This window comes from Brachyspira pilosicoli P43/6/78 (assembly GCF_000325665.1).
Classification (GTDB): Bacteria; Spirochaetota; Brachyspiria; order Brachyspirales; family Brachyspiraceae; genus Brachyspira; species Brachyspira pilosicoli.
Genome location: NC_019908.1, coordinates 905,536 through 918,405, shown reverse-complemented (window position 1 = coordinate 918,405; position 12,870 = coordinate 905,536). Strand labels below are relative to the sequence as shown.

General features: G+C 28.6%; 8 protein-coding genes, 1 tRNA gene and 2 pseudogenes. 10 read left to right on the top strand and 1 reads right to left on the bottom strand.

Annotation, left to right across the window (positions count from 1 at the left end; all coding sequences use genetic code 11):
* The first annotated feature begins 55 nt into the window (after window positions 1-55).
* Both BPP43_RS04070 and BPP43_RS04065 read left to right on the top strand, forming a co-directional pair.
* On the top strand, window positions 56-424 hold the full coding sequence (locus BPP43_RS04070; protein ID WP_013245076.1) for a DMT family protein: 369 nt from the start codon (window positions 56-58) through the stop codon (window positions 422-424).
* 77 nt (window positions 425-501) lie between these two features.
* Window positions 502-1,593 carry a PP2C family protein-serine/threonine phosphatase gene (locus tag BPP43_RS04065; RefSeq protein WP_015274258.1) on the top strand — a complete coding sequence of 364 codons (1,092 nt, stop codon included), beginning with the start codon at window positions 502-504 and terminating at the stop codon, window positions 1,591-1,593.
* A 79-nt stretch (window positions 1,594-1,672) separates the two neighbouring features.
* On the opposite strand, the gene BPP43_RS04060 is transcribed toward BPP43_RS04065, so the two are convergent.
* A tRNA-Asn gene (locus tag BPP43_RS04060) sits at window positions 1,673-1,745 on the bottom strand.
* A 249-nt stretch (window positions 1,746-1,994) separates the two neighbouring features.
* Here BPP43_RS04060 and dnaE point away from each other — a divergent pair.
* From dnaE to BPP43_RS04025, 8 genes and pseudogenes are all read left to right on the top strand, one after another.
* Window positions 1,995-5,642 (top strand): DNA polymerase III subunit alpha, encoded by a 3,648-nt coding sequence (gene dnaE / locus BPP43_RS04055; protein ID WP_015274257.1) that lies wholly within the window; start codon window positions 1,995-1,997, stop codon window positions 5,640-5,642.
* 115 nt (window positions 5,643-5,757) lie between these two features.
* Entirely contained in the window at window positions 5,758-6,678 is a 921-nt protein-coding gene (locus tag BPP43_RS04050; protein WP_013245079.1) for an ABC transporter permease, read from the top strand.
* Window positions 6,679-6,695: 17 nt separating this feature from the next.
* Window positions 6,696-7,679, top strand: coding sequence for an ABC transporter permease (locus BPP43_RS04045; protein WP_013245080.1), 984 nt, complete (start codon window positions 6,696-6,698; stop codon window positions 7,677-7,679).
* 27 nt (window positions 7,680-7,706) lie between these two features.
* Window positions 7,707-8,679: pseudogene (locus BPP43_RS04040) on the top strand (ABC transporter ATP-binding protein).
* Window positions 8,680-8,703: 24 nt separating this feature from the next.
* Window positions 8,704-9,667: pseudogene (locus BPP43_RS12655) on the top strand (ABC transporter ATP-binding protein).
* Between the two features lie 14 nt (window positions 9,668-9,681).
* Complete coding sequence (locus BPP43_RS12020; protein ID WP_252832398.1) at window positions 9,682-10,323, top strand: hypothetical protein; 642 nt, start codon at window positions 9,682-9,684, stop codon at window positions 10,321-10,323.
* 388 nt (window positions 10,324-10,711) lie between these two features.
* Window positions 10,712-11,269: a hypothetical protein gene (locus BPP43_RS12015; protein ID WP_252832397.1), complete on the top strand. Its 558-nt coding sequence runs from the start codon at window positions 10,712-10,714 to the stop codon at window positions 11,267-11,269.
* Between the two features lie 24 nt (window positions 11,270-11,293).
* The gene (locus BPP43_RS04025; RefSeq protein ID WP_015274256.1) at window positions 11,294-12,868 is read left to right on the top strand and encodes an ArnT family glycosyltransferase; all 1,575 of its coding nucleotides are present in this window, start codon (window positions 11,294-11,296) and stop codon (window positions 12,866-12,868) included.
* Window positions 12,869-12,870: the final 2 nt, after the last annotated feature.

Genomic DNA, 12,870 nt, shown 5'->3' with positions numbered 1-12,870 from the left:
AAAATAAATATTTCTTTTTTAATAAATCATAGTAAAAAATAGGAGATTGAAACTTATGAAAGGTATAACTACTATAATACTTCTTATTTTATCAAATACATTTATGACTATAGCTTGGTATGGGCATTTAAAATTTAGCGAGATGAAAGGTTTTGCTAAATTATCTCTTCCTTTTGTTATATTAATTAGCTGGGGCATTGCTTTATTTGAATACTGCTTTCAAGTGCCTGCTAACAGAATTGGTTTTAATGGAAATGGGGGACCTTTTTCGCTTATGCAATTAAAAGTTATGCAGGAAGTTATTACTTTAACAATATTCACAATATTTACAGTTGTATTTTTCAAAACAGAAACTTTGAGAATTAATCATTTCATTGGTTTTTTATGTTTAATATTAGCTGTATTTTTTATATTTAAAAAATAATATATTTTTTATTAATGACTATTTATTATTAATAGATTTGCATAATTGTTTCTTTTTGTTATAATCTATAATAATATATGAGAAATGAAAAATTATTAATATTTTTTAAGATTATTGCTATAGTATTTTCTTTGCTATTTCTTATATTAAATATTGCTTCTATAATCTATTATGAAACAAAAATAGTATTTGCTATTTTACTTGTTTTGTTTTTAATTTTTTTAATTTCTTTTTCTATAGTATATTTTTATTTAAATAGTTCTATAAGCAATTATAAAGAAATAATGGAAACTCAAAATAATGGAGTTACATATAGGCTTTCAAAAATTACTAGCAGTATATTATATGATTATCAGAATGCTATAAGAAAATTAAAAGAAAAAAACATGTATATATTAGGAAGATATGATGTATTGGACAACATAAGAAAGAAGTATAAAAAAGATATGAAAAAAGCTAAGAAGATACAGAGTTTTATGCTTCCTAAAAAAATGCCTAATAATGAGCATTTATCTTCTTATTCATTTTATAATCCTGTTGAGATAATAGGGGGAGATTTTTTTGACTATGTTTATTTAAATGATGATACTAGTCAAATACTTTTTATTATATCAGATGTGAGCGGTCATGGTATAGATGCTGCTATAATAACGGCTGTAATAAAGACGGCGTTTAGGGATTTATCTAAAAGTTTTACAAGTGTTAGAGATTTGCTTCATGATATAAATGATACCTTAATTAATATGATGCCTAATGGTTATTATTCTACTATGATAGTTGCCAAAATAGATTTAAAAAATAGAGTTTTAAGTTATTCGAATGCATCTCATACTCCTTTGCTTGCCATACATAATAATGCTATTAAAGAATATAGAAACGGAGGCACAATAATAGGCTTATTTCCTACAGCGTATTTCCATGAAGAGGATATTGAGATTAATAATGGAGATGTATTTTTGTTTTTTACAGACGGTATTATTGAGGCTTCAAAGTCAAAAAATAAATATGATGTATACGGCATAGATAGATTAAAGGATATGTTTATAAGTAATAGTGCTTATAGTTCTGAGACTATTGTAGAAACTATTAAGAAGGATTTTTATGAGTATTTAGATTATAGGAGTCCTGATGATGATTGTTCTATGGTTGTTTTTAAGATAAATTATTGAGTTTATATTTTTTAATTAGTTATTTTATTATTAATTATTGCAATAAAAAAGCCCTATTAAACATAGGGCTAAAATAATGCTCCGAGAACAGGGCTCGAACCTGCGACCCGGTGATTAACAGTCACCTGCTCTACCGACTGAGCTATCTCGGAATATTTTTTTATCTTTAATTGTTTCAGTATAATAGCATGTTTAATAAAAAATGTCAATACCTAAAATGCGTTTTTTATTATACTATTATTGATATTATTTGAAATTTATTATATTTGGATTTAATTTTTAGCTTTTTTTACCGTAAATATTTATAGTGTATGATAATATTGTTTTTAAATCGGTTTTTAACTTGATATTTAACATAATTGGGTATAAAATAAGATTTAGAAAATTAGGGGTATAATTTTATGTCATTTGTTCACTTACATGTGCATACTCAGTATTCTATACTTGATGGAGCTGCTCGTATTAAATCATTATATTCTAAAGTTGATAAAACTAAAAGGCTTATACCGGGTTTAATAGATAGGGCAAAAGAATTGGATATGCCTGCTATAGCTATGACAGACCATGGTAATATGTTTGGAGCTATGGAGTTTTTTTCTGAGGCTAAAGATAAAGGAATTATACCTATCATAGGCTGCGAAGTATATGTTGCTCCAAAGACTAGATTTGACAAAAAATTAGATAACTCTGAAGAAAAAAGTGCTATGCATTTGGTTCTTCTTGCTAAAGATAAAGAGGGATATAATAATTTATGTAAGTTAGTAACTTTTGGATATACTGAAGGTTTTTATTATAGACCAAGAGTTGACCATGAATTAATAGAAAAATATAATAAGGGTTTAATTTGTTTATCTGCTTGTATGGGCGGAGAGATTCCTATTGCTATAAGAAAAAAAGATTATAAACAGGCTTCAAAATTAGCTGAGTATTATAAATCTATATTTGGAGAAGATTTTTATATAGAACTTCAAGACCACGGTTTAGCAGAAGAGAAAACATTAAATAGTGCATTATACAAATTAGCAAATCATCATAATATAGAATTAGTAGTTACAAATGATGTGCATTATGTATCTAAAGAAGATGCTAAGGCTCATGAGATACTTTTAGCAATACAAACTAAAGCTACTTTAGATTCTCCAAGAAGATATAAGTTTCCAAGCAATGAGTTTCATTTAAAAACTGAAGAAGAGATGAAAAAATCTTTTGCAAAGCTTCCTAAGGCTTTTGAAAATACGGTAAAAATAGCAGAGCAATGCAAAGATTTAAATATAATGACAAAAACTTATTATATGCCTAATTATGAGCTTCCTAATGGAGAGACAGAAACTACAGCATTAAGAAAAATGTGTATAGAGGGGCTTAATAAGCATTATAATAACGATATTCCAAAAGAGGCTATGGAAAGGCTTGACATGGAATTGGGTGTTATAGCTAAGATGGGTTTTGAAGGATATTTTTTGGTAGTTCAAGACTTTATTAACTATGCAAGAAATCATGATGTTGCTGTTGGTCCTGGTAGGGGAAGTGCTGCGGGTTCAATAGTTGCATTTGCTAGCGGAATTACAAAGGTTAACCCTCTAGATTATAATTTGCTTTTTGAGAGATTTTTGAATCCTGAAAGAAAGAGCATGCCCGATATAGACGTTGACTTCCAAGATGATAAGAGAGAAGTTGTAATAGATTATGTAACAAACAAATATGGTAAAGACAATGTTTCTCAGATTGCCACTTTTGGAGCTTTGGGCGGACGTTCTGTTATAAGAGATGTATGCCGTGTTATGGGTATAGATTTAGCTACTGCTGATAGACTTGCTAAGAGCATACCTGATGATATTAAAAGAGTTGTAGATATATATGACCACCCTGATTGTGCTGAGTTTAGAAAAGAGATTGATAATAGCAGAGAGCTTAAAAATATGTATGAGATATCTATGAGGCTTGACGGATTAGTAAGAAATGTTGGGCTTCATGCTGCTGGTGTAATTATATCATCTCACCCTATAGCTGATTTAGCTCCGGTTTATCAGGATTCTAAAACAGGTACAAGAGCTTGTCAATATGAGATGACTTATGTTGAAAGTGCCGGTCTTATAAAGATGGACTTCTTGGGTATTAAAAACTTAAGACTTATAAAAGATGCCATAAAAGATATAAAAGAAAGATACGGCAAAGAAATAGATATAGATAAAATACCTTTAGATGATGAAGCTGTTTACAAAATATTTAGACATGCTGATACAGGAGGAGTTTTCCAGTTTGAAAGTCCTGGTATGCGTCAGATGTTATTAAATATTCAGCCTACAGCTTTTGATGACTTAGTTTCAAGTGTAGCATTATTCCGTCCTGGTCCTTTAAAATCTGGAATGGATAAAGATTATGCCGACAGAAAAAACAAAAGAAAAGAGATAGTATATAAACACCCTGATTTAGAGCCTATACTTAAAGAAAGTCAGGGAGTATTAATATATCAAGAACAGATTATGGCTATAAGTAGGGCTATAGGAGGTTTCACTGCCGCCGAAGCAGATGACTTAAGAAAGGCTATGGGTAAAAAAATCGTAGAGAAAATGAACTCTATGAGAGAGAAGTTTATTAGCGGCGGACTTGAAAGAGGATATGATGAAGAATTATTAAACTATCTTTTTGATACAATGAAAGGTTTTGCTGAATATGGTTTTAATAAATCTCACTCTGTTTGTTATGCTTTAATAGCTTATCAAGAGGCGTATATAAAAGCTCATTATCCTATGGAATATTATGTAGCTTTGCTTAATACTGTAATAGCTGATACTGATAAGATAGCATTATACTTAAACGAAATTAAACAAAAAAATATAGAAGTTGTTACTGCGAGCGTTTTTGAAAGTGATGCTTTATTCTCTCAAAAGAATGGAAAGATAGTATATGCTTTACATGCTGTTAAGGGTGTAGGGCTTCAGGCTGCTTTGGCTATACAGGAAGAGAGAGAAAATAATGGACAGTTTAAGAATTTAGAAGATTTTGTAAAAAGAGTTGATGTTCATTTGGTTAATAGAAAGGTTTATGAAACGCTTATAAAATGCGGTGCTTTCTCAGATTTTGGTCATACAGAAAGTGCATTAATTTCTTCACTTGATGCAATACTTGCTCATGCATCTAACTATCAAAAAGAAACATTATCTGGTCAGACTATGCTTTTTGATTCTATGTCTGAAGATGATACAGGAAGTGCTTCTTTGGTGATAGAAAAACAAGTTGAATATGCTAATAATATTTTAATGGAAAATGAAAAAGAGGTTTTAGGATTTTCTTTGAGATATCATCCTTTTGCAAGATATATTACAAAGATTGATTATAAGTATTTTAACAATTTGCTTGAATTAGAAGAACTTGAAGATAAATATGAGTTTTCTATACCTGCTATTTTAATGAATATATCAGAAGGCACTACAAAGAAAAATAGTCCTATGCTTATATTAAAAGTTATAGATTTATTTACAGAGAGTACTTTCTATATTACAACAAAAACAGATAAATATAGAGATTTGCTTAATGAAAATATGGGCATACTAATAAGAGGTAAAAGAGATAAAAATAAGTTTTCTGGTAAAATATATAACAACATAATAGATATAAAAGATTTAGACAGTGTACTTAATGATAAAAAGAATGTGTTGAAAGAAGTAAAAAGAGAAATAAAAAGAGATAATGCAGAAACTTTAGTAACAGAAAATAAAATACCTAAACCGTCTAATGAAAATACTGTTAATAATAAAGAAACTCATGCGGTGAAAACTAATAACAATATTATAAAAAACACTAATACAGGTAAAAAACAATTAGCACTTTATGTTAATAAAAATATATTTGATGATATGGATTTATTATGCTTGCAAAACGCTATATCATCAAACCCTGGTGATTATACTATTTTCTTGAAACTCAAATCAGAAAGCGGCACTGAAGTATTTAAGATAGGTGAAAATTATAAAGTTGATCCTAGTCAGAGATTTTTAAGCGAAGCTAAGAGTGCTTTAAGGTCTCTGATAGAAATAGAATATGCATGACGCTTTTTACATGTAATTTTATTCAGTTTTTATAATTGACGAAAGAATATTTTTATTATATAATTGAATATCTTTAATAATTGTATAATTAATTATTAATTTCGGGGTATATTTTATGCTTGATTATGTTTTGAAGAGACTGTTTATATCAGTTTTAACTTTGTTTGTTATAGTAACTATCACTTTTTTCTTAATGCATACGGTACCGGGGGGACCATTTGTTGGAGAGAAGCCGCTTAGTAAAGTTGCTTTGGAGAATTTAAATAAAAAATATGGTTTAGATAAGCCCCTTGTTGTTCAATATGCAAACTATCTAAAAAATGCAATTAAAGGAGATTTAGGTACTTCTCTCACTAAAATAGGTCAATCTGTATCTGGTACTATAGTGAGAGCTTTTCCTGTGTCTTTTAGGCTTGGAATATTTAGTATGTTTATATCAACTACTATAGGCGTTTTGTTTGGAATTATTGCTGCTCTTAGACAGGGTAAAGCGATAGATAGGGCAGTTATGGTGGCAGCTACTTTGGGGATAGCGGTTCCTAGTTTTGTTGTTGCTACTGTTTCTATAATTATTTTTTCTGTAAAATTAAAAATACTTCCTGCTTATGGTTTTGATTCTTTTAAGCAATATTTAATGCCTGGTTTTGCTTTATCATTTAGTTCACTTAGTTTTATGGCTAGGCTTATGAGAAGTTCTATGCTTGATGTTATTCACCAAGATTATATAAAAACAGCTAGGGCAAAGGGTATATCAAGAAGTATTATTATATTTAAGCATGCTTTAAGAAATGCTATTATACCAATTGTTACATACATAGGACCTCTTGCTGCTGCTATACTTACTGGTTCTTTTGTTGTGGAGAAGATTTTTAATATACCTGGTCTTGGAAGATACTTTGTTGAAAGCATTACTCAAAGAGATTATCCTACAATATTAGGAGTTACTATATTTTATGGTGCTTTCTTAATAGCGATGAATTTCTTAGTTGATTTATCTTATGGTATTATAGACCCTAGAATAAAGATTCAAGATTAATATTAAGGAATAACAAAATGGAAAATAGTTTAGATAAATCGTTATTTGTAAAGGCAAGCGAAGAAGAAAAAGCTGCTGCAGAGGTAAAAAGAGAGAGTGTAACTTATTGGCAGGATGCATATAGAAGATTCAAAAAAAATAAAGTAGCTTTAGTTTCTATTATAATAATAGGTATTATTACTCTTCTTTCTATATTTATACCTATAGTATCAGAATATGAATATGCACAGATAAACAGAGGCGTAGAAAATAGTTTGCCTACATTAGAACACCCATTTGGTACAGATACTTTGGGAAGGGACTTACTTGTACGCTGTATGATAGGGGCTAGAATATCTCTTTTAATAGGTATTGTTTCTGCTACTTTGGTTGTAATAATAGGTATAGTTTATGGTTCTATATCTGGATATTTTGGCGGTATGCTTGATAATATTATGATGCGTATAGTAGATATTATCAGTGCTGTGCCTACGCTTTTAATTGTTGTATTATTATCTGTAGTGCTTAAAGCTCCTATGGATAAATTATTCTTACAAAGCGAATCTTTAAGAGGTATTGGTCTTTTGGGACCTGGACTTTTTAGTATATTTATAGTTATATCTTTGCTTTATTGGACTAATATGGCTAGAATGACTAGGGGACAAATTTTAGCATTAAAAAATCAGGAGTTTGTAACTGCTGCTAGGGCTTTGGGTACTCCGCATAGCAGAATAATTTTTAAGCATTTAATACCTAATGCTATGGGTGCTATAATAGTATCAGCTATGGTTCAAATACCTAATGCTATATTTGTTGAGGCTTTTTTAAGTTTCTTAGGTTTGGGTGTAAGTGCTCCTATGGTTTCGCTTGGCTCTTTAACTTCAAATGCTGTTAGCGGGGTTTATTCTTATCCTTATCAGCTGCTTTTTCCTGCTGCTTTAATAAGTATAATAATACTTTGTTTTAATTTGGTGGGTGATGGACTTAGAGATGCTTTAGACCCTAGAATGAAAAACAGATAAAGAGCTATTAAATAAAGGTGGTATTTAATGGAAAGTTTATTAGAAGTTAAAAATTTAAGCGTATCTTTTTTTACACCGCTTGGGGAAGTTAAGGCTGTTAATAATATTTCTTATAAATTAGATAAATCTAAAGTGTTGGGAATAGTAGGGGAGTCTGGAAGCGGCAAAAGTGTTTCTGCTTATTCTATTATGGGGCTTATTGAAGAGCCGGGTAAGATTATTAATGGAGAGATACTTTTTGAAGGTACTGATTTGATTAAACTTTCAGAGCATGAAAAAAAGAAAAATAAGGGGTGATTCTATATCGATGATTTTCCAAGACCCCATGACTTGTTTAAATCCTGTATACACTATAGGCAATCAGCTTATGGAAGCTTTAACTACTCATAAAAAAATAAGCACAACAGATGCGATAGAGAGAATAGTAGAGCTTTTAACATTGGTTGGTATTAATGAACCAAGAAGAAGAATAAAACAATATCCGCATGAGCTTTCAGGCGGTATGCGTCAGCGTATAATGATAGCTATGGCTCTTGCAGGAGACCCTAAAATACTTATTGCCGATGAGCCTACAACTGCACTTGATGTTACCATACAGGCACAGATACTTGAGCTTATCAAAGATATACAGAAAAAAATACAAATGGCTGTTATTCTTATTACACATGACTTTGGAATTGTTGCTGATATGGCTGATGATATTATAGTAATGTATGGAGGCGGTATAGTAGAGAGAGGTACTGTATTTGATATATTTGAAAGACCTAAACACCCTTATACTTTGGGACTTCTTAAATCTTTACCTCGTATTGATATAAAGCAAGACAGACTTATACCTATAGAAGGAACTCCTATAGATTTGCTTAATATGAAGGCAGGCTGTCCTTTTAGCACAAGATGCGAAGAATGTATGAAGGTTTGTATAGATAATAAACCTCCTAGAACTGAGTTTGAAAAAGGGCATTTTTCTGCTTGCTGGCTTCATCAAATGCCTAATTAATTATAGAAAATAAAAGGAAAAATTATGGCACCTTTAATAGAAATACAAGACTTAAAACAACATTTTAAAATAAAGGGCGGTTTGTTTGGAAGAAATATACAAACAGTAAAGGCCGTTGATGGAGTATCTTTTACAATAAATAAGGGTGAAACTTTTGGACTTGTAGGAGAATCCGGAAGCGGAAAAACTACACTTGGAAGAACTTTGCTTCATTTATATAAACCTACAAGCGGTAAAATATTTTTTGATGGAGAAGAAGTTAATGAAAATAATTACAGACAGTATGCTAAAAGAATGCAAATTATTTTCCAAGACCCTTATGCTTCACTTAATCCTCGTATGACTGTTGAAGATATAATAGGGGAAGCTCTTGATGTACATAAACTTTATTCTACAAAAAATAGAAAGAAGAGAGAAAGTAATAAATCTTCTTAAACTTGTTGGGCTTAATGCTGAGCAGGCACAAAGATATCCGCATGAGTTTTCCGGCGGGCAAAGACAGCGTATAGGTATAGCTCGTGCTTTGGCTGTTGACCCTGAGTTTATAGTTTGCGATGAACCTGTATCTGCTTTAGATGTTTCTATTCAGGCTCAGATTATAAATATGCTTTATGATATGCAGCAGGATATGAAGCTTACTTATTTGTTTATTGCTCATGATTTAGCAGTGGTGCGTCAAATATCTAAAAGAATAGCTGTTATGTATTTGGGTAATATTGTTGAGCTTACAGACAGTGAATCATTATATACAAAATCGCTTCACCCTTATACTCAGTCTTTAATTTCTGCTATACCAATATCAGAACCTTCTATAGCAAAAACTAAACAGCGTATAATACTTTCTGGGGAGATACCTTCTCCAATCAATCCTCCTTCAGGCTGTAAGTTTAGAACTAGATGTCCTAAGGCTCAGGCTATTTGTGCTGAGAAAGCTCCAGAGTTTAGAGAAGTAGAAAGCGGGCATTACTGTGCTTGCCATTTAGTATGAAAATAAATACTTTTATGAAAAAAAATAGTAAATTTATAATTTTAATTTTATTATCTATTATTATAAATATATTTTTATCTTCTTATATTATGCCAAGAAGGGCATTTAATATAGACCAGCTTCAGCATTTCTATGATATGAATAAATGGTATAAAAGCAATAAAGTTCCAACTACAAGTGCAAGATTTATTGCAAGCAAGGTTATAGATGAAGAATATACAACTCCAAGAGTGCCAGGAGGGGCTTATTATATATTTTATACATTATTTTATAAGCTATCTGGTGAAAAATTATTAGGTGCTAAAATCATTAATCTCATATTTAATTTAATAATAATATCAATATTTCTATTTTGGTTTTATAAAAAATTTGGACTTATTAGTGTAGCTTTTATTAGTCCTTTAATTTTATGTAATGGATATTTTATACTTTCTATAGTTAATTTTTGGAATCCTAGTTTATCATTAATATTTAGTTTTATATTTTTTATATTTTTGTTTGAATATATAGATAAAAATGAAGAAGATGATAAAAGAAAAATTATAGTAAGAATTTCTGCTGTATTTCTTTTTCCAATACTTGCTGTAATAGCTCAAGGTCATTTTTTTTACTTTTTTTTCTGCTATACCAACATTAATAATATATTTGATTATTAGGTATAAAAGAACTTTGAAATATTTTAAATTTTTTAGTTTAGGTGTATTTATATCTTTTCTATTATATTTGCCATATTTGATTTCAGAGCTTCAAAATAATTTTAATAATTTAAATATGATTTTTACATTAAAGGAAAGTCTTGGCAAATTCACATTTCCTCAAATACATTTTATATTTTTATTTCCCACAAATGAAATGTCATTTTTGTACGGAACTAAGATAGATGCTATTATTAATTTTTGGAAATTATATCCTTTTAAAATTCTAGGAATATCATTCTTATTTATTAGTGTTATTTTCTCGTTTGCTTGCTTTTGCAGGGCTTTATATTTTTATTTTAATAAAAAATATGTTGCTCAATCTAATAATGAAAAAAATATTTTGGAAATGTTTACTATATTTTTATTATTTATTCCAATTACTATAATAATTAATTTGCTTGCTGGAGGAAAAATAGCTGTTGTACATTATTTATATTCTATTTTTGCATTATCTTATATACCAATAATACTATTTTTTATTCAGTTTTCAATGAAAAATAATAATAAATTTTTATATATAATATATTCTATGTTAATAATTAATATATTTGTAATATCTATTCAATTAATTACTTATATAAATAATTATGAAAAGCCTATGGATATGGAATCTGTTAAACTTATTACAAAATCAATAAGTGAACTTGAATATAGTGATGGAGTAAAAATTGTAAGACCTTTTGACCCTGTAACTGATGGATTTTATAATGATTTTGCAAAGATATTATTTCCAGAGTTTGTTTTTAATGAGAATTCAAGCTCTTCAAATATTTTAACTATAATAAATAAACAATATTTTTGGAATCTAAATTCTCAATATGCAAGTAATTATATAAATAACATAAAAGAAACATCTAGATTAATTACAAATAATAGTTTATTATATTTATATAAATCAAATTAAAATAGTTAATTATATGGTGATTGTATGAAAAAAATATTAATTTTATCTATTGCAGTATCATTTGCATCTATGATATTTATACATTTTTATGCTTTCAATAAAACAGCAATTTATATAGATCCAATTTATCATTTATATGATATGAAACAGTATTATGAAACTAAAACTATACCTGTTGTAGGTAATAGGCTCATGAATAGCTCTGATGTTAGGGATAATACTACATATGCAAGAATACCAGGCGGATTTTATTATATCATTTATTTATTATGTTATAGTTTGGCTGGGGAGTCTATTGTTGGTGCTAGAATTATTTATATTATGCTTTGTTTTATAATACTTGCTTTGTTTTTATTTTGGGTGTACAAGAGATTTTCACTTTATATATGTGCGGTTTTGTCTGCATTAATTCTTACAAATGGTTATGTTATATTTTCTTCTAATGATTTTTGGAATCCTAATATACCATTGATGCTTTCTTTTATATTACTGATAGTTTTTTCGGAATATGTTTCAAATAGTGATGAAAAGTTAGCTTTTATATCTGCAATGTTTATTTTTCCATTAGAAGCATTAATGGCTCAGGGTCATATAGCTGTATTTTTTTCTATTGTTCCTACTACCATTATTTATCTTATCATTAGGTACAAAAGAACATTGAAATATATTAAAGCTCATTTAATTGGGGTATTTATTGCTTTTTTAACATATTTGCCTTATTTGATTTCTGAAATTAAAAATGGATTTTTTAATACAAATCTTATGCTTAATATGCAAAGCTCTTCAAATTTTAAGGGGCTGCCTCAAGTTTATTCAGTATTAATTTTTCCTACTAACGAACTTTCTGTTTTGTATGGAACTAATTCAACACCTGTAAACTATTTTTGGTTTAATGAAAACACTTTTTTTATAGGTATGATATTTTTAGCTATTACTGCCATTATTTCTTTAGCGGGATTTATATTTTCTATAATATTTTTGATTAAATCAAGAAAAAATAAATTATATAATTGTAAATCTATTATTGAAAAAGAGGTTTTTATTTTTTATCTTCTATTTATACCAGCTACTTGTTTTACATTTTTTATATTTAAATCAGCTCCTGGTACATTTAGATATTTATATGGTATATTTGCTTTTTCTTTTATAACTATAATAATACTATTTAATGAGCTTTTAAAAGATAAAAATAAATTATTATTAATTTCTATATTATTGCTTACATTAAATACCATCAATATGGGTTTTTTGCATATGCCTCGTTATTATAATTTATTTGAAGCTCCATATACAGAGAAAAAATTTAAAAATATATTAACAGCAATATCTAAAGATGCTGAAGGAAAGCCATTTAAGATAATACCTTATGATGATAATTATTTTAGTAATATGAGATTAGCTTATTTTCCTAATTTGGATTGGAATAAAGATGATAATTCAAAATTAACTTATTTTATATATTATGAAGTAGAAAATATAAGATTAAAAACTACAGGCAAATCAAAGCCTTATGATGATATATTAAATAATTTGCCGAATGATGCTAAACTCATTGCTGGTGATGATAAATTAAAAGTTTACAGATATATAGAAAAATAATT

Bases quoted from the DNA above. Each gene is read 5' to 3' on its own strand.
- BPP43_RS04065 (WP_015274258.1), top strand. From the start codon at position 502: ATGAGAAATGAAAAATTATTAATATTTTTTAAGATTATTGCTATAGTA.
- BPP43_RS12015 (WP_252832397.1), top strand. From the start codon at position 10,712: ATGTTTACTATATTTTTATTATTTATTCCAATTACTATAATAATTAAT.
- BPP43_RS04050 (WP_013245079.1), top strand. From the start codon at position 5,758: ATGCTTGATTATGTTTTGAAGAGACTGTTTATATCAGTTTTAACTTTG.
- BPP43_RS12020 (WP_252832398.1), top strand. From the start codon at position 9,682: ATGAAAAAAAATAGTAAATTTATAATTTTAATTTTATTATCTATTATT.
- BPP43_RS04070 (WP_013245076.1), top strand. From the start codon at position 56: ATGAAAGGTATAACTACTATAATACTTCTTATTTTATCAAATACATTT.
- BPP43_RS04045 (WP_013245080.1), top strand. From the start codon at position 6,696: ATGGAAAATAGTTTAGATAAATCGTTATTTGTAAAGGCAAGCGAAGAA.
- BPP43_RS04025 (WP_015274256.1), top strand. From the start codon at position 11,294: ATGAAAAAAATATTAATTTTATCTATTGCAGTATCATTTGCATCTATG.
- dnaE (WP_015274257.1), top strand. From the start codon at position 1,995: ATGTCATTTGTTCACTTACATGTGCATACTCAGTATTCTATACTTGAT.